A 24,030-nucleotide genomic window follows, 5' to 3' on the forward strand; every position below is an offset into this window, starting at 1 on the left:
AGATTCAGTCTCTTACGGAAGTAATATCCCGGTAGCGGCCATAGGTGTAATGGGCCGCGCAGGCACCTTCGGAACTGACCATGCAGGAGCCGATGGGGTTTTCCGGGGTGCACACGGTGCCGAACAGCTTGCAGTCCTGGGGGCGCTTGACGCCCCGCAGGATGGCGCCGCATTCGCAGGCCTTGTGGTCGGGCACGCTGACGTAGTTTTCGCCGAAGCGCTGTTCCGCATCGAACTCGGCGAAGCCGCCGCGGATGCGCAGGGCGGAATAGGGCACGGTGTGCAGGCCGCGCCACTCGAAAGCGCGGCGCAGTTCGAAGACCTCGGCTACCAGGTTCTGGGCCTTGAGGTTGCCCTCCCGGCTGACGGCCCGGGAAAACTCGTTTTCCACCTCGGCCCGGCCTTCATTGACCTGGCGTACCAACATGCGGATGGCCTGCATCACGTCCAGGGGCTCGAAGCCGGCGATGACCACGGGCTTGCGGTATTCCTCGGCGAAGAACTCGTAGGGCCGGCTGCCGATGATGGTGGAGACGTGGGCCGGACCGATGAAACCGTCCAGGGGCACGGTGCCCAGCTTCCTCACCTCCGGCGATTCCAGGATGTTGCTGATGGCTGAAGGGGTCAGCACGTGGCAGCACAGCACGGAAAAATTCTGCAGGCCCATCGCCTTGGCCTGCTTGATGGCCACGGCGGTGGGCGGGGTGGTGGTCTCGAAGCCGATGGCGAAGAACACCACCTGCTTCTCCGGGTTCTCCTGGGCCAGCTTGAGGGCGTCGGCGCTGGAATAAACCATGCGGATGTCCGCCCCCCGGGCCTTGGCCTTGAGTAGGGAAAGGCCGTCGGAGGCCGGCACCCGCAGACAGTCGCCGTAGGTGCACAGGATCACGTTGTGCTTGAGGGCCAGGCGGATGGCCTGGTCCACCCGGCCGATGGGCAGCACGCAGACCGGGCAGCCGGGGCCGTGGATCATGCGCACATTGGCCGGCAGCAGGTCGGTGACGCCGTAGCGGGAAATGGCATGGGTGTGGCCGCCACAGAACTCCATGAAGTGGTAGCGGCGGTCCGGCCGGGCTTCCTTGGCGATGGCGGCGGCCAGGCCCTGGGCCAGTTCGCCGTCCCGGTATTCGTCGACGTACTTCATGGGGAAAACCTTTTGCCACAGCGGGCACAGAGATCACAGAGGGCGGGGGCCATGGGCGGCATTGGCTGGCGCGGGGACATCAGGCCTGGGCCATGGCGGCGGCGCGGGCTTCGTCGTCCAGCTCGGCAAAGAGGGCCAGGGTCTTGGCCGCCTCTTCCGGGTCCAGCTTGGTCAGGGCGTAGCCCACGTGGATGATGACGTAGTCGCCCACGGCCACGTCTTCCACCAGGGCCAGGGAGACTTCCTTGCGCACGCCCCCCAGGTCGATGCGGGCCTGGTCGTCGGGCAGGAGTTCAACGATTTTCGCGGGGATGGCGAGACACATTGTCAGCGCTCCTTCAGGGGCAAATTCAGAGGGGCGGGAGGCAGGGCAGTGGCATCGGGAATCTCGTCCATGGCCTGTTGCACGCTGGTGCACCGCTGCAGCAGGTCCTGGATGGCCGCTACCGGCTCCGGGTAAAGGCCGGGGAAATCCAGTTCCCCCGGGTAGTCCAGGGCGAAGGCCAATTGCTCTCGGGGCGGGGTGAAGGCGGCCTCCACCTCCGGCTTGTTACCCCGGGCATCGATGCGGTACCACCCGTGTTCGGGCAGGTAGACGGCATTGAGGCCGTGCAGGCAGTAACGCTCCCCGCCGGGGATCAGCGTCAGGCGCTGGTAGCAGAGGGCGGCGGGAATGCCGTTGGCCCGCAGCAGGGCCGCCAGCAGGTGGCTCTTGGCGTAGCAGTAGCCGGTGCGTTCCGCCAGCACCTGGGGTGCGGCACAGGTAAGGGGATTATGGGCGTCGGCCCGGTAGTCCCAGCTATGGCGGATCTGGTCCCGCACGTACTCGAAGCAGCGGCGGGCTGTATCGGTGGGGCTGCCGTCGCCGGCGGCCTGCAGTTCGGCGGCCAGGCGGCGAATCTCGGGATGGTCGGCAGCGACGATGGGGCTGGCGGCCAGGTAGGGGGCGAACTGGGGCGGATAGGTGGTCACGTCGTGCTCCTAACGGCCCAGGGACTGCCGGGCCACCCAGGCCTGGCCCAGGGCGATGCCGCCGTCGTTGGGCGGGGCCTGGCGGGCTTCCAGCACGGCCAGCCCTCTGGCCTGCAAGCCCATGCGCAGGTCCCGGGAAAGCAGGTGGTTGAGCAGGCAGCCGCCGCCCAGGGCGACGGTGGACAGGTTGGCCCGTTCGGCCGCCGCGGCCGCCCAATGCACCAGGCCGGCGGCCAGGGTGGCGTGGAAGCGGGCGGCGCCCAGGTCGGCGTCATCGCATTCGCCCAGCCAGGCGAGCAGGGGCAGCAGGTCGAGATGGCCGTCGTTGTTGATGTTCCAGCCATCGGTGAGGGGCGCGGCGGGGCCGTGGCGCTCTTCCCAGGCGTGGGCCCGGCCTTCCAATTCCATGGCGGCCTGGGCCTCGAAGCGCTGGCTGGCGCGCAGGCCCAGGAGGCCGGCGGCGGCGTCGAACAGCCGGCCCAGGCTGGAGGTGGGCGGGCAGTTGAGCTGCTTGCGCAGCATCTCGGCGATCATTCCGGCGCCCTGTTGATCAGGATAACGACGGGCGACGAAGGCCTCGATGTCGCCGTTGCGGCCCAGGGCGTGGAGGGCGGCGGCGGCCAGGCGCCAGGGTTCCCGGGCGGCCCTGTCGCCGCCGGGCAGTTGGAGGGGTGAAAGGCCGCCGAGGCGCTGGCAGTCGGCCCCGTCCACCCGCAGCAGTTCGCCGCCCCACAGGCCGCCGTCTTCACCCAGACCGATGCCGTCCAGGGCCAGGCCGATGACCGGCTTGGGGTAACGGGTTTCCGCCAGCACGGCGGCGATGTGGGCGTGGTGGTGGGCCACGGCGATGGCCGGAATGCCCCGCTCGGCGGCGAAGGCGGCGGCCAGCCGGGTGGAGGGAAAGTCCGGGTGCAGATCGTGGGCGATGACCTGGGGTTCCACGTCCAGGATGTGCAGCAGGTGGGCCGCCGTCTCTTCCAGGAAATTCACCGTGGGCACATTGTCCAGGTCGCCGATGTGCTGGGAGAGATAGGCCTCCCGGCCCTTGACCACGCACAGGGTGTTTTTCAGGTAGGGGCCGAAGGCCAGGACGGCCGGGCCCTCATCCTTGAGCTTGATGGGGCGCGGCGTCTGGCCCCGACCCCGGCGCAGGAACTGGACGCCGCCTTCGTCGCAGCGGATCACCGAGTCGTCGCTGCGGATGACGATGTCCCGGTCGTGGCAGAGGAAGGCGTTGGCCATGCCGGCCAGGCGTTCCACTGCCTCGGCGTTGTCGGTGACCAGGGGCTCGCCCCCCGGGTTGGCGCTGGTCATCACCAGTACCAGATCCTGGGCTTGGGCCAGCCAGGCCAGGCCCGCCGGTTCGCCGGCGGCGGCATGGAAGAGCAGGTAGTGCAGGGGCGCGTAGGGCAGCATCAGGCCCAGCCATTGCAGGCCGGGGGCGACGCCGGGCAATTGGGTGTCGGTGTTGTCCTGCTTGCGCAGCAGGACGATGCTGCGCTCGGGCAGTTCCAGCAGGCCCGCCTCGTCGCCGCCCAGGGCGCAGAGGGCATTGGCCGAGGCCACGTTGGCGGCCATCACGGCGAAGGGCTTTTCCTCCCGGTGCTTGCGCTTTCTCAGTTCGGCCACGGCGGCCCCATTGCGGGCGTCGCAGGCCAGGTGGAAGCCGCCGTAGCCCTTGAGGGCGACGATCTTGCCGGCCTGCAGCAGGCGCACCGCCTCCCGCACCGGGTCACCGGGCATCGGCTGGCCGGCGGCGTCGAGCAGTCTGAGTTGGGGGCCGCAGTCCGGGCAGCAGTTGGCCTCGGCGTGGAAGCGCCGGTTGTGGGGATCGGCGTATTCCGCGGTGCAGGCCGGGCACTGGGGGAAGGGGGCCAGGCTGGTGCGGGCCCGGTCGTAGGGCAGTTCCCGGGTGATGGAGTAGCGGGGGCCGCAGTGGGTGCAGTGGGTGAAGGCGTAGCGGTGGCGCCGGTCCTGGGGCGCGAACAGTTCTTCCAGGCAGTCGTGGCAGAGGGCGCTGTCGGGGCCGATGGCGGTGCTGGCGTGGCCGCCCCGGCTCTCGACGATGAGAAAGCCGGGCAGGCTGCGTTCGGGTTCTGCTTCCCGTACCTCCACCGCTTCCACCCGGGCCAGTTCCGGGGCCTCGGCCCGCAGCCGGGCGATGAAGCGTTCCACCACCGGCGCCGGACCCCGGGCTTCGATATCCACTCCTTCCGCATCGTTGCGCACCCAACCGGAGAGGCCCAGCTCGAAGGCCAGGCGATAGACGAAGGGACGATAGCCGACGCCCTGCACCAGGCCGCGGACGCGGACCCGGCGGCAGAGCAGGGGAAGGGTGAGGTCGTTCATGGGGCGTTGCGACAGAAATTCAGGGACTGGGCCGGCTGCCGGGCGCCGCAGTGGCGCCCCGGCAGCCTGATGGAAACTGACGGCCGCTTAGCGGCGGGCCAGCAGGCTTTCCAACTCGGCGATGCGGGCCTTGAGGGTGGCGACGTTTTCCTGGCGTGCCGCCTTGGCGGCGGCCAGGCCCTTTTCCACCCAGGTCAGCCATTCCGGGAAACCTTCGCCGCTGGTCGTGGAGACGCGGATCACTTCCAGGGCCGGATTGACCCGGCGGGCGTATTCCACCGCCTTGTCGGCGTCGAAGGTGAGGTGGGGCAGCAGGTCCACCTTGGAGAGCAGCATCAGGCGGGCGGCGCGGAACATGTCCGGGTACTTCAGGGGCTTGTCCTCACCTTCGGTGACGGAAAGGATCACCACCTTGCCGGCCTCGCCCAGGTCGAAGGCGGCGGGGCAGACCAGATTGCCGACGTTTTCGATGAGCAGCAGGGAGTCGTCCTGCACCTCCAGCTTATCCAGGGCGTGGCCCACCATGTGGGCGTCCAGGTGGCAGCCCTTGCCGGTGTTGATCTGCAGGGCCGGGGCGCCGGTGGCGCGGATGCGCTCGGCGTCGAAGCTGGTCTGCTGGTCGCCTTCGATGACGGCCACCGGGACCTTGGCCTTCAGTTCCTCAATGCTGCGGCAGAGCAGGGTGGTCTTGCCGGAGCCGGGGCTGGAGACCAGGTTGAGGGCGAAGACGCCCTTCTCGGCCAGGGCCTGGCGGTTGCGGGCGGCGTAGGCGTCGTTCTTGGAGAGGATGTCCCGTTCGATCTGCACCATGCGCTTCTGACTCAGGCCCGGGGCGTGGGCGCCAGCGGGGCCGCTGCCGTAATCGATGCTGCCATCGCCATGATGGTGGTGATGGTCGTGCCCGTGGTTGCCTTGGCCACCCTCGGCGTGGGCATGGTGGTGCTCGCCCTCGTGGGTGTGGGGATGGCTGTGCTGGGTACCGTCGGCGTGGGTGTGCACGTGGCCGTGGGTCGGGGCCGCCGGCTGGGGCGTGACGCCCTGGTGGTCGTGGTGGTGCGGATGGCTATGGCGGCTGCCATCGGCGTGCACATGCTCATGCTGGTGTTCATCGTGGGCATGCTGGTGGCCATGCCCATGGTCGTGCCCATGGCTGTGGGCAGTGCCGTCTTCATGCACGTGCCAGTGCTCATGGCCGTGTTCATGTTGGTGATCGTGGGAATGGAGGGCGTCGCCCTCGATGCGGGTTTCGCCGGCGCTGCAGCCGCAGGTGGTACACATGGTCGATGCTCCTTCGATTTCTTGAATTCTGTCAGGGGCGTGGGGAGGTGCTTGCGTTGGGATGCGTGCGCCTTCGTTTAATCCACTTCCAGTTCCCGCACCCGCATTTCCGTGCCGCCCGTGGGCTGCACCGGGTAGCCGCCGCATTCCGGGCAGGGGTCGTAGACCTGGGCCAGGGACACCGTCCGCTGGCAGGAAAGGCACAGCCCTTCCCCGGGAACGCTGACGATTTCCAGCGTCGCCCCGTCGGCCACCGTGCCCTTGCTCACCGCCTCGAAGCAGAAGGCCATGGCCTCCGGCTCCACCGAGGAAAGCTGGCCGATCTCCAGGATCACGGTCTTGACCCGGCTAAAGCCTTCGGGACCAAGGGCAGCGTCTTCGACGATCTGCAGCACGCCCTCGGCCAGGGACATTTCATGCATGGCGGTTCTTCAATTCAATCCAGGGTCAGTGCCACGGCCACGCAGGGGTCGAGGGACAGGGCCAGGGTACGGGCCAGGTCCAGGGCGGCTTGCGGGGTGGGGGCGGGCAGGCCGGCGGCGTCGTTCACAAAGGCGCCGGCCGGGTGAAAGTTCCATTCCGTGGGGGCAACGATAACATAGCGCAGCACCTTCCCGTCCTTGATCTGGACCAGATGCAGCAGGGGTCCGCGGGCGGTTTCGACCCGGGCGATGCCGATGCCGGGGGCAGGGTAGTGGGCGTCCACCCAGTCCGGGTTCCAGTCGCCACCGCCCAGGGCTTCCATTTCCAGACAACGGGCGCGCAGGCGGGCGGCGGGGCGGCGCTTGGCTTGCCACAGGGCGGCCACTTCGGAATGATCCTGCCAGCGGGCGGCGGCGCCGGCTTCCCGGGGGCTGCCGGCCAGGGTGGGGGCGGCGGCCAGGGCCGTGAGGTGGTTCCAGCAATGCGCCAGGCCCCACGCCCCGTCTTGGTCTCCGGCCAGGGCCTGCCACCAGGCCCGTGCATCAAGGCTTTCCAGCAGGGGCAGGGCGGAAGTGGCGCAGGGCGGGAGTTTCAGGGCCGGGGCGGAAAAATCCGCCCACCCGGGCCAGTCTTGGTGTCGGCCGTGCTTGCGCCAGGCTACCAGGGCGGCCTGACGGGGTGGGGTGGCGAGGCGGGTCGGCCAGTCCAGGGCCAGCCGCCACAGGTGTTCGCCCACCATTTCCGCCATCAGGGTGGCTTGCTCGGCGGTATCCGGCGGCGGCAGGGGGTTCCCGGCGGCGGCAGCCAGGGCGCGCCGGGCGGCGCTGCCTTGGGCGGCGGCACAGAGCGTAAAGAGGCGTGGCGCCAGGGTGGCAGCATCGTCCGCCGGGCGGCCTTGTAGCAGGCGAGCGGCCAGGACTCGCGGGGCGCCGATGCGCGGTGCGGCGATGCGGCCCTCGGCCCAGGCCAGGGAGAGGGTGAGTTGCGTTGCTGTGCCGAGGGGCTCCGCCACCGGTGAATTCCTTGATTTTGCTGAGTCGCTACCCTAACGGAGGCCGTTTGATTCGATTTTGATTCCCGTCAATCCGGGACTAGAATCCGCCCTGCACAATACGTCCCTGCCGCGGTTCAGCCGATTTTCGCCCAAGCCCGGCCCTTTTGTTCCCGGGTTCATTTTCGATAATTCCCCATGCTGGAAGCCTCCCAACTGGAATGCGTACGCGGTGACCGTCGCCTGTTCGCCGGGGTGAGCTTTCGCCTTGAAGGTGGCGAGTTGCTCAACCTGCAGGGCAAGAACGGCGCCGGCAAGACCAGCCTGCTGCGCATGCTGGTGGGCCTGGCCCAGCCGGTGGCCGGCGAGATCGCCTGGCGCGGCGTTGCCATCCGCAAGCTGGCGGAGGATTACCGGGCCGAGCTGTGCTACATGGGCCACCACAACGCCATCAAGGAAGAGCTGACGCCCCTGGAGAACCTGCTGGCCTCGGCCCGCCTGGCCGGCGAGCCTCTTTCCGACGAGCAGGCCCTGGAGGCGCTCTACGCCGTGGGCCTGGGCGGCCGGGAGGAACTGCAGGCCAAATACCTGTCCCAAGGCCAGAAGCGCCGTGTCGCCCTGGCCCGCCTGATCCATGAGCGCCGCGCCCTGTGGGTGCTGGACGAGCCCTTCGTGGCCCTGGACGTGGCGGCGGTGGACATGGTGGCGGGCCTCATCGGCGCCCACCTGCAGCGGGGCGGCCTGGCGGTGATGACGACGCACCAGGCGGTGAACATTCCAGCCGGCGCGGTACGCGAATACCGTTTGGGGGCCTGATGCTCAGCCTCTTCTTCGCCATCGTCGGCCGCGACCTCAAGCTGGCCCTGCGCCGCCAGGCAGATCTGGTCTCCGCCCTGTTCTTCTTCATCATCGTCGTCAGCCTGTTCCCCCTGGGGGTCGGCCCCGAGATGGACATGCTGCGCAAGATGGCTCCCGGCATTCTTTGGGTGGCGGCCCTGCTGGCCACCATGCTGACGCTGCCCCGCCTCTTCGGCGACGATTACCGGGACGGCACCCTGGAGCAGCTGGTGCTGGCGCCCCAGCCCCTGCCCGTCACCGTGCTTGGCAAGATGGCCGCCCACTGGCTCACCTCCGGGCTGCCCCTGACTTTGCTGGCGCCCGTTCTCGGCCTACAGTTCGACCTGTCCGCCGAGGGGTTGATGGTGCTGACCCTGGCCCTGCTGGTGGGCACCCCCTCCCTCTCGGCCATCGGCGCCATCGGCGCCGCCCTCACCCTGGGCCTGCGGGGCGGCGGGGTGCTGGTTTCCCTGCTGGTGCTGCCCCTGTATATTCCCGTGCTGATTTTCGGGGCCGGCGCCGTGGATGCGGCGGTTTCCGGCCTGGGTTTCGAAGCCCACCTGTCCCTGCTCGGCGCCCTCCTGGCCGGCAGCCTGTTTTTTGCGCCGTGGGCAACCGCGGCAGCCTTGAAGATATCTCTCGAATGAGCAACCGACTGATCAACTGGTTCAAGTTCGCCTCCCCGGCGACCTTCTACCCCCTGGCGGGCAAGATGATCCCCTGGTTCGTCGCCCTGTCCGTGCTGTTCGGCATCGCCGGCCTGTACCTGGGCATGTTCGTGGCGCCGACGGATTTCCAGCAGGGCGAGGGTTACCGCATTATCTTCATCCACGTGCCTGCCTCCTGGATGAGCATGTTCATCTACCTGGTGATGGCCTTCTGGGCCGCCCTGGGCCTGGCCTTCAATACCCGCCTGTCGGGCATGATGGCCACCGCCCTGGCCCCCACCGGGGCGCTGATGGCCTTCCTCTCCCTGTGGACCGGCGCCCTCTGGGGCAAGCCCATGTGGGGCACCTGGTGGGTGTGGGATGCGCGGCTGACCTCCGAGCTGATCCTGCTCTTCCTCTACATTGGCTTCATCGCCCTGCAGTCCGCCATCGACGACCCGCGCCGGGCCGACAAGGCCGGCGCCGTGCTGGCCCTGGTGGGCGTGGTGAACATCCCCATCATCTATTTCTCTGTGAAATGGTGGAACACCCTGCACCAGGGCGCTTCCGTCTCCCTCACCAAATCCCCCTCCATGGCGGTCACCATGCTCTGGGCCATGCTGCTGGTGGCCCTGTGCTTCTGGATGTACACCATCGCCGTGGCCCTGGCTCGGGCCCGCAACATCATGCTGGAGCGGGAGCGCCACACCGAGTGGGTACGCGCCCTGCTGGCGCAGCCCAAGCCTTAAGGGAGCCCGAGATGCACTGGAACAGCGCCTCCGAATTTTTCGCCATGGGCGGCTACGCCTTTTACGTCTGGGGTTCCTTCGGCGTCACCGCGTTGATCATGGCGGTGGAACCGATTGTCGTTGCCCAGCGTCGTAAGAACCTGTTGTCCCGCCTGAAGCGGCAGATCGCTGCCGAAAATCTGGCTCAAAGGAGTGAAGAAAGTTGAAAGCCCGTCACAAGCGCATCGCCCTCATCGTCGCCGGCCTGGCCGTTCTTGGCATCGGCACGGCCCTGGTGCTGAACGCCTTCAACAGCAACCTGGTGTTCTTCTTCTCTCCCACCCAGGTGCTGGCCGGTGAGGCCCCCAAGGGCAAGACCTTCCGCATCGGCGGCCTGGTCAAGGAAGGCAGCGTCGAGCGCCTGGCCGACGGCGTCAGCGTCCGCTTCGCCGTGACCGATACCGACCAGACCCTGCCGGTCCAGTACAAGGGCATCCTTCCCGACCTGTTCAAGGAGGGCAAGGGCGTGGTGGCCCAGGGCAAGCTGGAGGAGGGCGGCCTCTTCGTCGCCACCGAAGTGCTGGCCAAGCACGACGAGAACTACATGCCGCCGGAAGCCCAGAAGGCCGTTTCCGATGCCCACGCCAAGGCCGGCGAGAAGAAGGCCGCCATTGAAGCCGCCGAGCAGGCCGCAGCCAAATCCCTGAAGTGACGAGGTAGCCTCCCCCATGATTCCCGAACTCGGGCACTTCGCCCTCATCCTCGCCTTCTGCGTCGCCCTGGTGCAGGGTTTCCTGCCCCTGGTGGGCGCCCACCAGGGACGTACTGCCTGGGTGCTGCTGGCCCGTCCCGCCGCCATGGCCCAGGCCCTGCTGGTCTCCTTCGCCTTCGGCTGCCTGACCTGGGCCTTCGTGCAGAGCGACTTCTCCGTCGTCTATGTGGCCCAGCATTCCAACACCCTGCTGCCCACCCTGTACAAGTTCTCCGCCGTCTGGGGTGGCCATGAAGGCTCCCTGCTGCTGTGGGCGCTGATGCTCTCCCTGTGGACCTTTGCCGTGGCGGCCCTGTCGCGGCAGCTGCCTGAGCCCATGGTGGCCCGGGTGCTGGGGGTCCTGGGCCTGGTGGCAGCGGGCTTCCTGCTCTTCATCCTGGTCACCTCCAACCCCTTCGAGCGCTTGCTGCCGGCGGCCCAGGAAGGCCGCGACCTGAATCCCCTGCTGCAGGACCCGGGCCTGGTCTTCCACCCGCCCATGCTCTACATGGGCTACGTCGGCTTCTCCGTGGCCTACGCCTTTGCCGTCGCCGCCCTCCTTTCCGGCCAGCTGGATGCCGCCTGGGCCCGCTGGTCCCGTCCCTGGACGACTTCCGCCTGGATCTTCCTCACCCTGGGCATCGCCCTCGGCTCCTGGTGGGCCTATTACGAGTTGGGTTGGGGCGGCTGGTGGTTCTGGGACCCGGTGGAAAACGCCTCCTTCATGCCCTGGCTGGTGGGCACCGCCCTGATCCACTCCCTGGCGGTGACCGAGAAGCGCGGCAGTTTCAAGAACTGGACGGTGATGCTGGCCATCGGCGCCTTCTCCCTCTCCCTGCTCGGCACCTTCCTGGTCCGCTCCGGCGTGCTGACCTCGGTCCATGCCTTCGCCACCGACCCGACCCGGGGCATCTTCATCCTCGCCTTCCTGGTGGTGGTGATCGGTTCCAGCCTTGCCCTGTTTGCCTGGCGCGCCCCCAAGGTCGGCCTGGGCGGCCGTTTCGGCCTGGTGTCCCGGGAATCCTTCCTGCTCACCAATAACGTGCTGCTGGTAGTGGGTTGCGGTACGGTCTTCCTCGGCACCCTCTACCCGTTGCTGATCGACGCCCTCAACGCCGGCAAGATTTCCGTCGGCCCGCCCTACTTCAACACCGTCTTCGCTCCCCTGATGGTGCCGGTGCTGTTCCTCATGGGTATCGCCCCCTTCGCCCGCTGGAAGGAAGCCAGCTTGGCCGACCTGGCCCGCCTGCTGCGCTGGGCCTTCGTCGCCGCCGTGCTGGTGGGCGTGCTGGTGCCATTCATTTACGGTACCTGGCACACCGCCGTGGCCGTCGGCATCCTGGTGGCGGCCTGGATCGTCATCACCGCCGCGATCAACTTCGTACAACGGGTCCAGGCGACCCGGGGCAACCAGTCCTTCGCGGCTGCCGTCTTCAAGCAGCCCCGCAGCTTCTGGGGCATGCACCTGGCCCACATCGGCGTCGCCGTGTTCGTCGTCGGCGTCACTCTGGTGAAGAACTACGAGGTGGAAAAGGATGTGAAGATGGAGCCGGGCGACAGCGTCCATCTGGTGGGCTACGAATTCCGCTTCGTTGGCGTGCATCAGGTGGAAGGTCCCAACTACCTGGCCCTGCGCGGCGAGGTGGAGCTGCTCAAGGACGGCAAGCTGGACAAGGTGCTGCACCCGGAAAAGCGCAACTACGCCTCCTCCGCCATGCCCATGACCGAAGCCGCCATTGACGCCGGCCTCACCCGGGACGTGTATGTGTCCCTCGGCGAGCCCATCGACAAGAGCCAGCCGGAAGGCGCCTGGGCCGTGCGGGTCTATTACAAGCCCTTCGTGGACTGGATCTGGGGCGGTTGCCTGCTGATGTCCCTGGGTGGCCTCATCGCCATCGCCGACCGCCGCTACCGGGTCAAGGCCCGGGCCGCTGCGCCGGCCGCCACCTCTTCCGCCGCTGCCTGAACGAGCCCAACGACCATGAACAAGTTCCTCTGGCCCCTGATCGCTTTCATCGTCCTGGTGGTGCTGCTGGCCATCGGCCTTAACCTCAACCCCCGGGAAGTGCCGTCGCCCCTGGTGGGCAAGCCGGCCCCGGCCTTTGCCCTGCCGCGCCTGGACGATCCGGCCAAGACCTTCTCCCCCGAAGAAATGAAGGGCAAGGTCTGGCTGCTCAATGTCTGGGCCACCTGGTGCCCCTCCTGCGTGCAGGAACACCCGGTGCTGGTGGAAATGGCCAAGCGCAACTACCTGCCCATCGTCGGCTTCAACTGGAAGGAAGTGCGGGGCGACGGTTCCCTGGACAGCAAGCCGGCTACCCAGGAGAAGGAAATGGCCTTGGCCATCCAGCGTTCCAGCAAGCTGCTGGCTGCCAAGGGCAATCCCTATCAAGTGGTGACCATGGACCTGGACGGCCGGGTGGCCATCGACTACGGCGTCTATGGCGCGCCGGAAACCTACCTGATCGACAAGGCCGGGGTGATCCGCCTCAAGCACATCGGCCCCATCACCCCCGAGGTGCTGGAAAAGAAAATCCTGCCCCTGCTGGTGGAGCTGAACAAATGAACGGCCTGAAGCGTTTCCTCCTCGCCGCCAGCCTGGCCCTTGCCGCCCTGCTGCCGGCGGTTGGCCTGCAGGCCAAGGAAGCGGCGGATCTGGCCGCCGACCCGGTGGCGGAAAAGCGCCTCATGGAAATTTCCGCCGAGTTGCGCTGTCTGGTCTGCCAGAACCAGACCATCGCCGATTCCAATGCCGACCTGGCCCTGGACCTGCGCCGTGAAATCCGCGGCATGATCCAGCAGGGCAAGAGCGACCGGGAAATCCTTGATTTCATGGTCGCCCGCTACGGCGACTTCGTGCTCTACCGCCCGCCGGTGCAGAGCAACACCGCCCTGCTCTGGTTCGGCCCCCTGGTGATTTTCGTCATTGGCCTGATCGTCCTGGTGCGTTACCTGCGCCGTCGCAGCCAGGTCATTGCCAGCGCCCCCGCCGGTCTTACCGAAGCCGAACGCAAGCAGGCTGAAGCCCTGCTCCAGTCTGCCTCCGAACCGAAAGATTCCGCCTCATGACTGCTTTTGCATTTGCCGCCGCCATCCTGGTGGTGCTGGTTGTCGTCCTGCTGCTGCCGCCCCTGCTGAAAGGCCGCGTCACGGCCCGGGCCGACCGCCGGGAAGCCAACCTGGCCGTGTTCCGCGATCAGGAAAACGAACTGGAAAAGGAAAAGGCCGCCGGCACCCTCAGCGAAGCCGATTACCGTCAGGCCCGGGAGGAGCTGCAGCGCCGCCTGCTGGATGAAGTGGGGGCCGTCGAGGATGCTGCCGTCGGGTGCCAGGGGCCGAGCAAGAGCACCGCTATCGTCCTGGCCCTGCTGCTGCCGGCCGCCGCCCTGCTGGGCTACCTGGCCCTGGGCAACCCCAAGGCTCTGGACCCGCGCAATGTCCAGGGCGAGCCCCCGGTGAGCGCCGAGCAGATCAACAGCATGGTGGAAAAACTGGCCAGCCGCCTCAAGGAACACCCGGAGGATGAAAAGGGCTGGATCATGCTGGCCCGCTCCTACAAGGCCCTGGGCCGCCTGCCCGAGGCCGCCGAGGCCTATGGCAAGGGCGGCAAGCTGCTGCAGGAAAATCCCTTGCTGCTGACCGACTATGCCGAAACCCTGGCTACCCTCAGCGACGGCCGTTTCGCCGGCAAGCCGACCCAGCTCATCAACCAGGCCCTGAAGGTCAATCCCCAGGAGCCCCAGGCCCTGATCCTGGCCGGTGTGGCCGCCAGCGAGCGCAACGACTTCAAGGCCGCCATCGGCTATTGGGAACGGTTGCTGCCCATGGTGGAACCCGGTTCCGAAGAGGAAACCTCCCTCAAGAGCGCCCTCGAGCGCCTCAAGGAAAAGGCCGCCGCCCAGCCGCCGGCCAAGGGCGGGAAGGAAGCCAAGGGCGCCAAGTCCAAGTAAGCGATGGCGGAGCCGATGCGGCGCCTCTTTGCGCTTCCGTCGGCACTGTGCGCAGTCAAAAAAGGGCGGCCGGGAGCCGCCCTTTTTTTGTCTTGTCTTCAGTCGGCTTAATCTGGATCAAAAGCGCGTGGGGGTGGTGAAAGCTACTAGCCATGGGGCCCGTAGGGTTTTCATGGGAAATTAACCCGCATCAAATATCTGGGCTTTTTGCGTCGGCTAGACTGCCTTCCACTATCGAGAGAAGTCCGGCATGGGCATCCGCCCTGGGCCGGCGCCAGGGAGAGAAAGCGCATCATGTCCGAGAATCAGAAAGAAGGCCTCTGGGCCACCCTCAAAAAGCCCAGCGCCAAGTATTCCTTGTTTGTGCTGCTGGCCGTCGGCTTTGTCAGCGGCATCATTTTCTGGGGCGGCTTCAACACTGCCATGGAAGCCACCAATACCCTGGAATTCTGCATCTCCTGTCACGAAATGCGCGATAACGTGTACCAGGAATACAAGCAGACCATCCACTACTCCAACCGTACCGGCGTGCGCGCCGTCTGTTCCGATTGCCACGTGCCCAAGACCTGGGTGCACAAGATGAAGCGGAAGATCCAGGCCAGCCAGGAAGTCTGGGGCAAGCTCACCGGCACCATCGACACCAAGGAGAAATTCGAAGCCAAGCGTCTGGAACTGGCCACCCACGAATGGGAGCGGATGAAGTCCAGCGATTCCCGCGAGTGCCGTAACTGCCACAGCTTCGACGGCATGAACACCGACAAGCAGAAGCCCCGCGCCAAGAAGATGCACGAGCTGGCCCAGAAGGACAACAAGACCTGCATCGACTGCCACAAGGGCATCGCCCACAACAAGCCCCAGAACATGCCTGAGGACGACGACGAGTAAGGTCGCAGGCAAAGCGTAACCGGCGGGGTGCAGCGCGGCCCCGCCCTTGACGAGAAAGCAGCCGGCTCCCTGAGCCCAACCAAGAATGGAGAGTTCCACCATGTTCAAGCAAACCGCCATCGCTTCCGCCGTCGGCCTGATGCTGGCCCTGGGCAGCCAGGCCGCCTTCGCCGCTCCCGACTGGGCCAAGGTGCCCACCAAGAAGATCACCGTTTTCTACCCGGGCACCTCCGGTATCGAATGGATCACCAAGGGCACCGACCACAGCGGCGCTAAGGGCCTGCGCAAGGGCGAAGCCTGTACCGGCTGCCACGAAGAGGAAATCGCCGACATCGGCAAGAAGGTCGTCTCCGGCGAGAAGCTGGAACCCACCCCGCCCAAGGGCAAGGCCGGTTCCATCCCTGTCACCGTCCAGGCTGCCTACGACAAGGACAACGTGTACTTCCGCTTCTCCTGGAAGCAGCCCGCTAGCGGCGGCGAGAAGCTGGACAAGGACAACGAGGTCAAGCTGACCGTGCTGATGGCCGGCGACAAGGTGCCCATGGCCGACCAGATGGGCTGCTGGCAGAGCTGCCACACCGACGCCCGCACCATGCCCGGCGCCGACGACAAGAAGACCAAGTACGTCAAGGACGGCAACGTGGCCGGCGGCGTGTACTACGACCTGATCCAGTGGAAGAGCGGCAAGGGCGCCAAGCCGGTGGATGGCTACATCGCCGACAAGCGCGTCATGGAAGGCGGCAAGGCCCTGGTGGATGCCAAGGGCGAGAAGAAGGGCGACACCTGGACCGTCACCTTCACCCGCAAGCTGACCGGCGGCGAAGGTGACGTGGCCCTGGCGGAAGGCAAGACCGTGCCCTTCGGCTTCGCCATTCACGATGACCACGCCGGCGGCCGCTTCCACCACGTTTCCTTTGGCTACAGCCTGGGTATCGGCGCCAAGGCCGACGTCAGCGCTGCCAAGCAGTAAGCGATCTCTCGGGCCGCAAATTACGGCGAGTTTGGCTTTGCGGCCAGTTGGGGCGGGGCTTCGGTCCCGCCTTTTTTCTTTGGGGCTCCTGCGGGGGCGCCGCCCTGGCATCCGCCGGAATCGATTCCTGTCGTGAGCATTCCCATCGTCAATCTGGCGCGGCGCGCCTTCTTCCGTGGCCGGGCGACGGATCAGGCCTCTCCCTTGCGCCCTCCCTGGGCGCTGGTGGAGCACGATTTTGTTGCCCTATGCACCGGCTGTGGTGATTGCGTCACTGCCTGCCCCACCGAAATCATCGACATGGCGGCGCCCCGGCGGCCGCCGACGATGAACTTCAGCCACGGCGAATGCACATTCTGCGGCCAGTGCGCCACCGCCTGTCGGCCGGGCGCCCTGGTGCGCAACAGCGACGATGCGCCCTGGCCCTACAAAGCCTCGGCCGGGGAATCCTGCCTGGCACGGCAGCAGGTGGAGTGCCGCAGTTGTGGGGATTTTTGTCCTGAAGGCGCCTTGCGCTTTCCGCCCCGGGCCGGCGGGCCGGCCCTGCCGGTCTTGCTGGAGGAGCGCTGCACCGGCTGCGGCGCCTGTCAGGCGCCTTGTCCCACCGGCGCCATCCGCATCCTCTAGGCTTGCCTTAGCCGAAGAAACGTTCCCGCTGCCGCCGGTCTCGCTTGGTCGGTCGGCCTTTGGCGTCCTGGCCCGGCGTCGGTGCCAGAGTGCGTTCTTCCTGTTCCTGGGCGCGCCGCGCGATGGATTCCTGACTTTCCTGATACAGCAGCCGCGCTTCCGGCGCCGGCCGGCGCTGGCCGTTGACCGCCTGCACCGTGACGTTCCACTGGCTCTGGCCGGCGGTGATGTCCAGCAGGTCGCCGGCTTTCACCTCCCGGGCGGCTTTGACGGTCTGCCCGTTCACCTTCACCTTGCCGCCCTCCACCGCGTCCTGGGCCAGGGCCCGGGTTTTGAAGAAGCGGGCGGCCCATAGCCATTTATCCACTCGCAGGCGGCCATCGCTGCTGAATCCGGGAATGTAGGGCAGGGGAGTATCGGTCATGGCGGTATGGGGGGAAGGTCGGAGTGCGGTGGCGCAGGCAGGCAGCCGGACGAATGTGGGTGAAGACCAATAGGGTCCATGGCGGCCACGCCAGGCGGCAGTCTAACGCGCCGGCCCAGGAAATGCCCATTGCCGATGGGGCGCGGTGCTTTAGCAAAAAGGCTTGAGTCGGGCTGAATCGCAGCAGGTCGGGCTGGCGGGGGGCTGCTGCCCGGGTATCGTCGCAATCTAATGCGGAGGCGCTTGGGGGGCGGATAATGGCCCGGAGAGCAAGGCGTGGCGGGGACATGCCTGGAGTGCGGCGTCCCTGCTTCATCTCCTGGGTGTGATCACGAAGAATGGCGTGCCTATTGCCTCTCCGGGCATCCGGGGCGTTGAACCGAAATGCCCACCGGCCCCAGTCAGGCGTGTCTTCTATTCCCGTACCGGCTTCTTGCCGAGCTTGCGTTGCAGGGTACGGCGATGCATTTTCAGGGCCCGAGCGGTGGCGGAGACGTTGCCGCCGTGCTCGGCCAGCACCTTCTGAATGTGCTCCCATTCCAGCCGATCCACCGACAGGGGGGCATCGGCCACCGGCGTGGATGCGTCGCCGCCAGTACGTTGCAGGGCCGCGACGATTTCATCGGCATCCGCCGGCTTGGCCAGGTAGTGGGTGGCGCCCAGCTTGATGGCTTCGACGGCGGTGGCGATGCTGGCGTAACCGGTCAGCATGACGATGCGGGTGCCGGCTTCCAGGGCGGCCAGCTTTTCGATTAGTACCAGGCCGGAGTCGCCGGGCATCTTCAGGTCCACCACAGCGTATTCGGGAGGATTGTGGCAGGCCAGGGCGTAGGCCTGCTCGGCGCTGCCGGCTGCCGTGACCAGATAGCCGCGGCGCTCCAGGGCCCGGGCGAGCACACGGCGGAAGACGTCGTCGTCATCGGCCAGGAGCAGGGTGGGCTGGTCGTTATCGCCTAACTCGGCGGTATCGGGCAGGTCGGCGGTGGCAGTTTGGGGATCGGTCATGGCGTGTCGGGGGTGAGGGAGGCCAGGGGCAGGGTGACGCGGCAGCAGGCGCCGGGCCCGTCGGTAGCGGGGCGGTTGCTTAGCTCCAGGCGGCCGCCGAAGCGCTCCAGTGTGGCCTGGGTGAGGAACAGCCCGATGCCGCTGCCGCCCGCCAGCGTGGGGTCATCCTTGGTGCTGACGCCGGGCTGGCCCAGGCGCTGGCCCAGGGAGGGGTCGAGGCCGGGGCCCCGATCGAGGAATTCGATGACGCAGCAGTCGGCCCGGTCGCCCTGGCCAGGCTGAGCGGTATGGCAGTAGCTGCGAACCTCCACGCCCCCCGGGGAGGCATCGGCGGCGTTGTCCAGGAGGTTGATAAGGGCCTGTTCCAGGCTGGGGTCGGCCCGCACCAGGGGGGCTGAGGCATCGCCTAGCGCCTGGTAATCCACCCGTATCCGGGGGCGCAGCACGCGCCAGCCGTCGAGCAGCTCGTTGAGCCACTGGGGCAAAGGCAGGGCGGGGGGCTGGTCGGGTCCGCCACGCTCCCGGGCGGCGCCGGCGGAGGCCAGCACCTGGGTCAGGGTGCGCTTGCACTGGTCCACCTGCTGCCGCAGCAGGCTCAGGTCTTCGCCCAGGCCGGGGGTCTGGCCGTGTTCCAGTTCCAGATCCCGCAGCACCACGGCCATGGTGGAGAGGGGCGTGCCCAGCTTGTGGGCGGCGCCGGCGGCCAGGGTGCCGAGGGCGAGGATTTGTTCGTGGCGCAGGGCCCGCTCCTGTTCCCGTTGCCGGGCATCCCCCAGTTGCCGCTCCCGTTCCCGCAGCGTGGCGGCGAGGCGCGAGAGGAACACGGCGACGATCAGGGCGCTGACCACGAAGTTGAACCACATGCCCAGCACATGCAGGGCGAAGCCGCCATCGTGGCCACCGTGGCCGGCGTGTTCCCCCGACTCGGTGGCCATGCCGCTGGCCCGGGCCAGGAGTTCGTCCAGCCGGGCCAGATCACCCTGGGGGGCCGGCAGGGGCAGGTTGTAGAACATCAGGAAGGTGTAGGCCCCCAGGGTGATGCCGGCCATGGCCCAGATGTAGCGGGCCGGCAGGGTAGCGGCGGCAATGGTCAGGGGCAGCAGGAAGAGGGATACGAAGGGGTTGGCCGAGCCGCCGGCGTAGTAGAGCAGCAGGGTCAGGGCGGCGACGTCGGGCAACAGCTGGCAGAAGTATTCCCGCTCCGAAACGGGCCGTTGCTGGCCAAGACGCCACTGGCTGTAGAGATTGAAGAGGCCGAGTGCCACCGTGGCCGCGGCCATGGGCAAAACTTCCAGGGGAATGCGCAGCCAGCCGGCGGCCAGCAGCAGGACCAGGGCCTGGGCCAGCACTTCCACCCGGCGCAGCACGATGAGCCGGGCCAGGGGCTGGCCGGTAGCGGGGGCGGGGGGCTGGGGGGAGGAGAGGAAGGCGGCAGACATCGCCGCCATTCTAGCGCCCGGGCGGGCGCTCCAGAAGGGATGGGGCGCCGCTGCGACATTTTGCCGCGGCGCCCGCCACGGATCAGGGCAGGGGGTTTTCCTGGGCGAACAGCTCGGCCACGGTTTCGCGGCGGCGCACCAGGTGCACCTGGCTGCCATCCACCATCACTTCGGCTGCCCGGGGCCGGGTGTTGTAGTTGGAGCTCATGGAAAAGCCATAGGCACCGGCAGACATCACCGCCAGCAGGTCGCCCGGAGCCACCGACAGTTCGCGGTTGTGGCCGAGAAAATCGCCGGATTCGCAGATGGGGCCAACGATGGAGTAGCTGGCCTTGGCGGCGCTGCCGGGGGCCACTTCGACGATGTCATGGTAGGCATCGTAGAGGGCGGGGCGCATGAGGTCGTTCATGGCGGCATCCACAATGGCGAAGTTCTTTTCCTCGCCCGGCTTGAGGTATTCGATCTGGGTCAGCAGCAGGCCGGCGTTGCCCACCAGGCGGCGGCCCGGCTCCAGGATGACCTGCAGGCCGCGCCCTTCCAGCTTCTGCAGCAGGGGGGTGAGGTAGTCGGCGACCTTGGGTGGTTCCTCATCCAGATAACGGATGCCCAGGCCACCGCCCAGGTCGATGTGGTGCAGGCGAATGCCGGCAGCAGCCAGTTGATCCACCAGGGCCAGCACCTTGTCCAAAGCTTCGGCGAAGGGGGAGGCGTCGAGCAGCTGGGAGCCGATGTGGCAGTCAATGCCGGTGACCACAATGCCAGGCAGGCTGGCGGCGCGGCGGTAGAGGGCCAGGGCATCCTCATAGGCGACGCCGAACTTGTTCTGCTTGAGGCCGGTAGAAATGTAGGGGTGGGTTTTGGCATCCACATTGGGATTGACCCGCAGGCTCACCGGAGCCTTCTTGCCCAGGCGCACGGCCACGGCATTGAGGCGGTCCAGTTCGGGAACGGATTCCACGTTGAAGCAGCGGATGCCCACTTCCAGGGCCCGGGCCATTTCGGCTTCGGTCTTGCCGACGCCGGAGAAAACCACCTTGCCGGCTTCGGCTCCCGCCGCCAGAACCCGTTCCAGCTCACCGCCGGAGACGATGTCGAAACCGGCACCGAGGCGGGCGAAGAGGCTGAGAATGCCCAGGTTGGAATTGGCCTTCACGGCGTAGCAGACCAGGCCGCCGGCACCGGCAGGATGGGCGGCCAGGGCATCACGGAATTCGCCGTAGGCGGCTTCCAGGGCGGCCCGGGAGTAAACGTAGGTGGGGCTGCCGAACTGGGCGGCGATGTCGGCCAGGGAGACGGATTCGGCGTACAGGACGCCATCTTTGCGAGAGAAGAAGGTCATTGCGGGTAGGTCTGTATCTGGGTGTAGGGCTGGGGGTAGGAGGGGGCCGGCGTGTTAGGATTGGCCCCAGGCTTGGCCTGGCCGTCCGGCGCCGGCGGCAGGACCAATGGGCCCTTGCTGCCACAGGCAGTAAGGGCCAGGGAACAGATCAGGGCCAGCGCCAGCAGCGGGCCGGCAGACGGTTGGCGTGAAGGCATGGTTTCTCGAAATACGGCTGGATAAGCGGGAGCGGCGACAGGAATGATGGCAAGAGCGGCGATGCAGGCGACGAGGTGTCGTCCTGATTGCTACCTTGAACCGACGCCCTTTTTGGCGCCCCTTTGCAAGTCTGGTCATGGTAGCACAGGGCCAAACCCCTTGCTTTTGCTTGGATGGAACGGAATATGGAAGAAAACGAATTCAATGGGCTGGCGGAAAAGGTGCTTGCCGAGATCGAGGCGGGGTTGGAGCGCAGCGGCGCCGATCTGGACTTCGAACTGGGGGCGGGCGGCGTACTGGAGGTGGAATTCGCCGATGGCGCCAAAATGGTGATCAATCGCCATGCCGCATCTCGGGAAATCTGGGTGGCCGCCCGTTCCGGCGGTTTCCATTTTCGCCATGATGGCAGCGCCTGGCGGGATACCCGGGATGGCGCAGAGTTGTTCGCCAAACTGGAAGCGCTGGTGAGCGCCCAGGTTGGGGAGCCGGTGACCTTGCGCTGAGCATCGGCCCGGTAGGATGCCTCGCGTTTGATTGAGCGGAGGGCGTCGCGCCTGGATGGCAGCCACCGCGGCATCCCTGCTAGCCATGAAAAAGCCTCGACCTAGGTCGGGGCTTTTTGCCTTTCCGCGGGGCTGAGGGGAATCAGTCCACCGGCTTGGAACCGTCGTCCTTGGGCTCCGGCGGAACTTCCGCGGGGACATTCTCGCTGTAGAAGAATTCCTTGGCGGTGCCGGTCTTGGAGCGTTCGCTGGGCACTTCCACCGAGACCAGGCCTTCCGGTGCGGGCAGGAAGCTTTCGGGTACATCCTTGAGGGCGGTCTGCATGTAGCCGATCCAGATGGGCAGGGAAACCAGGCCGCCGGTCTCACCGCTGCCCAGCTTCTTCGGCTGGTCGAAACCGACCCAAGCGCAGCCGACCACAGTGGCCTGGTAGCCGCAGAACCAGGCGTCGATGTAGTCGTTGGTGGTACCGGTCTTGCCGGCCAGATCCTTGCGCTTGAGCTGCACGGAGGCTTTGGCGGCAGTACCGAAGATGGCGACGTCCCGCAGCATGGTGTCCATGAGATAGGCGTTGCGCGGGTCGATGGCCCGGTTGCCTTCGTCTCCCACCGGCACGGGTTGGGCCTGGGCCAGGATGTTGCCCCGGTCATCCCGGATGTCGCGGACGATGTAGGGCTGGATGCGGTAGCCGCCGTTGGCGAAGACGGCGTAGGCACTGACCATCTGCCAGGGCGTGACGGAGCCGGCGCCCAGGGCCATGGTCAGGTAGGGCGGGTGCTTCTCGGCGTCGAAGCCGAAGCGGGTGGCGTAGTCCTGGGCGTACTGGGTGCCGATGGCCTGCAGCACGCGGATGGAAACCATGTTCTTGGATTTGGCCAGGGCCGTGCGCAGCTTCATGGGGCCTTCGTACTTGCCATCGTAGTTGTGGGGCTCCCAGGGGGTGCTGCCGGTGGCGCTGGCCGGGATGACGATGGGGGAATCCTGGACGATGGTGGCCGGGGTATAGCCCTTTTCCAGCGCGGCCGAGTAGATGAAGGGCTTGAAGCTGGAGCCGGGCTGGCGCCAGGCCTGGGTGACGTGGTTGTACTTGTTGCGGCTGAAGTCGAAGCCGCCCACCAGGGCGCGGATGGCGCCGTCCCGCGGGTCGGTGGCGACGAAGGCGGATTCCACCTCCGGCAACTGGCTGATCTGCCAACCGCCCTTGTCGTCCTTCTGCAGGCGGATGATGGCGCCGCGCTTCAGGCGTTTGTTGGGGGGGGCTTTGTCATCCAGCATGCGGGTGGCGAATTTCATGGAATCGCCAGACAGCACCACCAGTTCGCCGCCCCGCTTGTAGGCCTTGATGGCCTTCGGGTTGGCGTCGAGAACCAGGGCTGCCTGCAGGTCGCCGACGTCGCTGTGGTCGGAGAGCAGTTCCTCCAGGTCGTCATCCTGGTCGGAGACGATGTTCTTCATGTCCACATAGGCTTCGGCACCCCGGTAACCATGGCGGCGGTCGTAGTCCATGACGCCTTTGCGCAGGGAAAGATAGGCGGCTTCCTGGTCGGCCTTGAGGATGGTGGTGTAGACCCGCAGACCCCGGGTGTATACATCCTCGGGAAAGCGTTCGGCAGCGATCTGCCGGGCCATTTCGGCGACGTAGTCGGCATGGACGGAGAATTCGTTGGCATCCCGCTTCACCACCAGGGTCTGCTTCAGGGCTTCTTCGTGCTGCTTCTCGTCAATGAAGTTCAGTTCCTTCATGCGGCGCAATACATATTGCTGGCGCAAGCGGGCCCGCTTGGGATTGACCACCGGGTTGAAGGAGGAGGGGGCCTTGGGCAGGCCCGCCAGCATGGCGGCCTCGGCGACGGTGATTTCGTTGAGGGGTTTGCCGAAGTAAATCTGGGCCGCGGCGGCAAAGCCGTAGGCGCGCTGGCCAAGATAAATCTGGTTGATGTAGAGCTGGAGGATTTCGTCCTTGCTCAGGTTGTGCTCGATCTTGAAGGACAGCAGGGCTTCGTAGAACTTCCGAGACAGGGTCTTTTCGCTGGAAAGGAAGAAGTTACGGGCCACCTGCATGGTGATGGTGGACGCCCCCTGGCGCTTGCCGCCCCCGGACAGGTTGGCCACCGCAGCGCGGATGACGCCGAGGGTGTCCACCCCGCTGTGCTGATAGAAGCGCTCGTCTTCCGCCGCCAGGATGGCGTTCTTCATAATGGGGGGGACGTCCTGGATGCGGACCAGGGCTCGCCTTTCTTCGCCAAATTCGCCGATCAGGGTGCCATCGGCCGAATAAACCCGTAGGGGAATCTTCGGTCGGTAGTCGGTGAGGACTTCCAGGGACGGCAGGTTGGGATAGGCCAGGATGAGGATGATGCCGGCCAGGGCAGCGCCGATGACGAACAGGCCGGCGACGAGGAAGATGGGATAGAGAATCCAGCGCAGAGCGGACAAAGCGGCAGACCTGAAAGTGAGGGGAGGGGCAATTATACGCTGGCCCTTTCGGGGGGGTTAATTAGCTTTACATGCCCAATAGTTGCTGCTAGCATCTAAAGTAAATTATCAGTATTGTCCCTAACTATAGAGA

General features: G+C 66.6%; 24 protein-coding genes and 2 pseudogenes. 13 read left to right on the forward strand and 13 right to left on the reverse strand.

What is annotated here, in order from left to right; all coding sequences use genetic code 11:
• Nucleotides 1–4: 4 nt before the first annotated feature.
• The 7 genes from hypD to AZSI13_RS17760 form a co-directional block, all read right to left on the reverse strand.
• Nucleotides 5–1,144, reverse strand: a complete 1,140-nt coding sequence (hypD, locus tag AZSI13_RS16645; RefSeq protein WP_109042316.1) for a hydrogenase formation protein HypD — start codon at nt 1,142–1,144, stop codon at nt 5–7.
• A 79-nt stretch (nt 1,145–1,223) separates the two neighbouring features.
• Nucleotides 1,224–1,469, reverse strand: coding sequence for a HypC/HybG/HupF family hydrogenase formation chaperone (locus AZSI13_RS16650; RefSeq protein WP_014236263.1), 246 nt, complete (start codon nt 1,467–1,469; stop codon nt 1,224–1,226).
• 2 nt (nt 1,470–1,471) lie between these two features.
• The gene (locus AZSI13_RS16655; protein WP_109042317.1) at nt 1,472–2,116 is read right to left on the reverse strand and encodes a transglutaminase family protein; all 645 of its coding nucleotides are present in this window, start codon (nt 2,114–2,116) and stop codon (nt 1,472–1,474) included.
• A 9-nt stretch (nt 2,117–2,125) separates the two neighbouring features.
• Nucleotides 2,126–4,465, reverse strand: a complete 2,340-nt coding sequence (gene hypF / locus AZSI13_RS16660) for a carbamoyltransferase HypF (protein ID WP_109042318.1) — start codon at nt 4,463–4,465, stop codon at nt 2,126–2,128.
• Between the two features lie 87 nt (nt 4,466–4,552).
• On the reverse strand, nt 4,553–5,743 hold the full coding sequence (hypB, locus tag AZSI13_RS16665; protein WP_109042319.1) for a hydrogenase nickel incorporation protein HypB: 1,191 nt from the start codon (nt 5,741–5,743) through the stop codon (nt 4,553–4,555).
• Between the two features lie 77 nt (nt 5,744–5,820).
• Nucleotides 5,821–6,165, reverse strand: coding sequence for a hydrogenase maturation nickel metallochaperone HypA (gene hypA / locus AZSI13_RS16670; protein WP_109042320.1), 345 nt, complete (start codon nt 6,163–6,165; stop codon nt 5,821–5,823).
• A gap of 14 nt (nt 6,166–6,179) precedes the next feature.
• Entirely contained in the window at nt 6,180–7,178 is a 999-nt protein-coding gene (locus tag AZSI13_RS17760) for a nickel-dependent hydrogenase large subunit (protein WP_201262423.1), read from the reverse strand.
• Nucleotides 7,179–7,355: 177 nt separating this feature from the next.
• On the opposite strand from AZSI13_RS17760, the gene ccmA reads away from it, so the two are divergent.
• The 12 genes from ccmA (at nt 7,356) to napF (ending at nt 16,552) form a co-directional block, all read left to right on the forward strand.
• On the forward strand, nt 7,356–7,973 hold the full coding sequence (gene ccmA, locus AZSI13_RS16680) for a cytochrome c biogenesis heme-transporting ATPase CcmA (RefSeq protein ID WP_109042321.1): 618 nt from the start codon (nt 7,356–7,358) through the stop codon (nt 7,971–7,973).
• On the forward strand, nt 7,973–8,641 hold the full coding sequence (gene ccmB, locus AZSI13_RS16685; RefSeq protein ID WP_109042322.1) for a heme exporter protein CcmB: 669 nt from the start codon (nt 7,973–7,975) through the stop codon (nt 8,639–8,641). Before ccmA ends, ccmB begins: the two co-directional genes overlap by 1 nt.
• Nucleotides 8,638–9,390: a heme ABC transporter permease CcmC gene (gene ccmC, locus AZSI13_RS16690; RefSeq protein ID WP_109042323.1), complete on the forward strand. Its 753-nt coding sequence runs from the start codon at nt 8,638–8,640 to the stop codon at nt 9,388–9,390. Before ccmB ends, ccmC begins: the two co-directional genes overlap by 4 nt.
• Before the next feature lie 11 nt (nt 9,391–9,401).
• Nucleotides 9,402–9,596 carry a heme exporter protein CcmD gene (ccmD, locus tag AZSI13_RS16695; RefSeq protein WP_109042324.1) on the forward strand — a complete coding sequence of 65 codons (195 nt, stop codon included), beginning with the start codon at nt 9,402–9,404 and terminating at the stop codon, nt 9,594–9,596.
• Entirely contained in the window at nt 9,593–10,081 is a 489-nt protein-coding gene (gene ccmE / locus AZSI13_RS16700) for a cytochrome c maturation protein CcmE (RefSeq protein WP_109042325.1), read from the forward strand. The genes ccmD and ccmE overlap by 4 nt, the downstream gene beginning before the upstream one ends.
• A 16-nt stretch (nt 10,082–10,097) precedes the next feature.
• Nucleotides 10,098–12,086 (forward strand): heme lyase CcmF/NrfE family subunit, encoded by a 1,989-nt coding sequence (locus AZSI13_RS16705; protein ID WP_109042326.1) that lies wholly within the window; start codon nt 10,098–10,100, stop codon nt 12,084–12,086.
• Between the two features lie 15 nt (nt 12,087–12,101).
• Nucleotides 12,102–12,686: a DsbE family thiol:disulfide interchange protein gene (locus tag AZSI13_RS16710; protein WP_109042327.1), complete on the forward strand. Its 585-nt coding sequence runs from the start codon at nt 12,102–12,104 to the stop codon at nt 12,684–12,686.
• Nucleotides 12,683–13,189, forward strand: coding sequence for a cytochrome c-type biogenesis protein (locus AZSI13_RS16715; protein WP_109042328.1), 507 nt, complete (start codon nt 12,683–12,685; stop codon nt 13,187–13,189). The genes AZSI13_RS16710 and AZSI13_RS16715 overlap by 4 nt, the downstream gene beginning before the upstream one ends.
• Nucleotides 13,186–14,070: a c-type cytochrome biogenesis protein CcmI gene (ccmI, locus tag AZSI13_RS16720; protein WP_109042329.1), complete on the forward strand. Its 885-nt coding sequence runs from the start codon at nt 13,186–13,188 to the stop codon at nt 14,068–14,070. Before AZSI13_RS16715 ends, ccmI begins: the two co-directional genes overlap by 4 nt.
• A gap of 294 nt (nt 14,071–14,364) precedes the next feature.
• Nucleotides 14,365–14,955 carry a NapC/NirT family cytochrome c gene (locus AZSI13_RS16725; protein ID WP_109042330.1) on the forward strand — a complete coding sequence of 197 codons (591 nt, stop codon included), beginning with the start codon at nt 14,365–14,367 and terminating at the stop codon, nt 14,953–14,955.
• Nucleotides 14,956–15,055: 100 nt separating this feature from the next.
• Nucleotides 15,056–15,925: an ethylbenzene dehydrogenase-related protein gene (locus tag AZSI13_RS16730; RefSeq protein WP_109042331.1), complete on the forward strand. Its 870-nt coding sequence runs from the start codon at nt 15,056–15,058 to the stop codon at nt 15,923–15,925.
• Nucleotides 15,926–16,057: 132 nt separating this feature from the next.
• Nucleotides 16,058–16,552, forward strand: a complete 495-nt coding sequence (gene napF, locus AZSI13_RS16735; RefSeq protein ID WP_109042332.1) for a ferredoxin-type protein NapF — start codon at nt 16,058–16,060, stop codon at nt 16,550–16,552.
• A 7-nt stretch (nt 16,553–16,559) separates the two neighbouring features.
• Here napF and AZSI13_RS16740 read toward each other — a convergent pair whose 3' ends face one another.
• The 5 genes and pseudogenes from AZSI13_RS16740 to AZSI13_RS18435 form a co-directional block, all read right to left on the reverse strand.
• A complete protein-coding gene (locus AZSI13_RS16740; RefSeq protein WP_109042333.1) occupies nt 16,560–16,976 on the reverse strand; it encodes an RNA-binding S4 domain-containing protein in 417 nt (138 codons plus the stop codon).
• Nucleotides 16,977–17,390: 414 nt separating this feature from the next.
• On the reverse strand, nt 17,391–17,981 hold the full coding sequence (locus AZSI13_RS16745; RefSeq protein WP_109042334.1) for a response regulator transcription factor: 591 nt from the start codon (nt 17,979–17,981) through the stop codon (nt 17,391–17,393).
• Entirely contained in the window at nt 17,978–19,420 is a 1,443-nt protein-coding gene (locus tag AZSI13_RS16750; RefSeq protein WP_235609811.1) for an ATP-binding protein, read from the reverse strand. Before AZSI13_RS16750 ends, AZSI13_RS16745 begins: the two co-directional genes overlap by 4 nt.
• Nucleotides 19,421–19,502: 82 nt before the next feature.
• Nucleotides 19,503–20,776 (reverse strand): annotated as a pseudogene (gene lysA, locus AZSI13_RS16755) (diaminopimelate decarboxylase).
• 84 nt (nt 20,777–20,860) lie between these two features.
• Nucleotides 20,861–20,956, reverse strand: a pseudogene (locus AZSI13_RS18435) (lipoprotein); the annotation flags it as partial.
• A 186-nt stretch (nt 20,957–21,142) separates the two neighbouring features.
• Here AZSI13_RS18435 and cyaY point away from each other — a divergent pair.
• Nucleotides 21,143–21,460, forward strand: a complete 318-nt coding sequence (cyaY, locus tag AZSI13_RS16760) for an iron donor protein CyaY (protein WP_109042336.1) — start codon at nt 21,143–21,145, stop codon at nt 21,458–21,460.
• A gap of 142 nt (nt 21,461–21,602) precedes the next feature.
• Here the strand turns inward: cyaY and AZSI13_RS16765 are convergent, their stop codons facing one another.
• A complete protein-coding gene (locus AZSI13_RS16765) occupies nt 21,603–23,888 on the reverse strand; it encodes a penicillin-binding protein 1A (protein WP_235609816.1) in 2,286 nt (761 codons plus the stop codon).
• Nucleotides 23,889–24,030 lie beyond the last annotated feature (142 nt).

The organism is Azospira sp. I13 (assembly GCF_003112695.1).
Taxonomy (GTDB): Bacteria; Pseudomonadota; Gammaproteobacteria; order Burkholderiales; family Rhodocyclaceae; genus Azospira.

Coding starts and splice junctions, on each gene's coding strand:
- hypD (WP_109042316.1), bottom strand. CDS start 1,144: ATGAAGTACGTCGACGAATACCGGGACGGCGAACTGGCCCAGGGCCTG.
- AZSI13_RS16745 (WP_109042334.1), bottom strand. CDS start 17,981: ATGACCGATCCCCAAACTGCCACCGCCGACCTGCCCGATACCGCCGAG.
- ccmB (WP_109042322.1), top strand. CDS start 7,973: ATGCTCAGCCTCTTCTTCGCCATCGTCGGCCGCGACCTCAAGCTGGCC.
- AZSI13_RS16705 (WP_109042326.1), top strand. CDS start 10,098: ATGATTCCCGAACTCGGGCACTTCGCCCTCATCCTCGCCTTCTGCGTC.
- AZSI13_RS16740 (WP_109042333.1), bottom strand. CDS start 16,976: ATGACCGATACTCCCCTGCCCTACATTCCCGGATTCAGCAGCGATGGC.
- AZSI13_RS16725 (WP_109042330.1), top strand. CDS start 14,365: ATGTCCGAGAATCAGAAAGAAGGCCTCTGGGCCACCCTCAAAAAGCCC.
- ccmD (WP_109042324.1), top strand. CDS start 9,402: ATGCACTGGAACAGCGCCTCCGAATTTTTCGCCATGGGCGGCTACGCC.
- AZSI13_RS16750 (WP_235609811.1), bottom strand. CDS start 19,420: ATGTCTGCCGCCTTCCTCTCCTCCCCCCAGCCCCCCGCCCCCGCTACC.
- hypA (WP_109042320.1), bottom strand. CDS start 6,165: ATGCATGAAATGTCCCTGGCCGAGGGCGTGCTGCAGATCGTCGAAGAC.
- AZSI13_RS16715 (WP_109042328.1), top strand. CDS start 12,683: ATGAACGGCCTGAAGCGTTTCCTCCTCGCCGCCAGCCTGGCCCTTGCC.
- ccmA (WP_109042321.1), top strand. CDS start 7,356: ATGCTGGAAGCCTCCCAACTGGAATGCGTACGCGGTGACCGTCGCCTG.
- hypF (WP_109042318.1), bottom strand. CDS start 4,465: ATGAACGACCTCACCCTTCCCCTGCTCTGCCGCCGGGTCCGCGTCCGC.
- ccmI (WP_109042329.1), top strand. CDS start 13,186: ATGACTGCTTTTGCATTTGCCGCCGCCATCCTGGTGGTGCTGGTTGTC.
- AZSI13_RS16730 (WP_109042331.1), top strand. CDS start 15,056: ATGTTCAAGCAAACCGCCATCGCTTCCGCCGTCGGCCTGATGCTGGCC.
- ccmC (WP_109042323.1), top strand. CDS start 8,638: ATGAGCAACCGACTGATCAACTGGTTCAAGTTCGCCTCCCCGGCGACC.
- cyaY (WP_109042336.1), top strand. CDS start 21,143: ATGGAAGAAAACGAATTCAATGGGCTGGCGGAAAAGGTGCTTGCCGAG.
- AZSI13_RS16650 (WP_014236263.1), bottom strand. CDS start 1,469: ATGTGTCTCGCCATCCCCGCGAAAATCGTTGAACTCCTGCCCGACGAC.
- hypB (WP_109042319.1), bottom strand. CDS start 5,743: ATGTGTACCACCTGCGGCTGCAGCGCCGGCGAAACCCGCATCGAGGGC.
- AZSI13_RS16710 (WP_109042327.1), top strand. CDS start 12,102: ATGAACAAGTTCCTCTGGCCCCTGATCGCTTTCATCGTCCTGGTGGTG.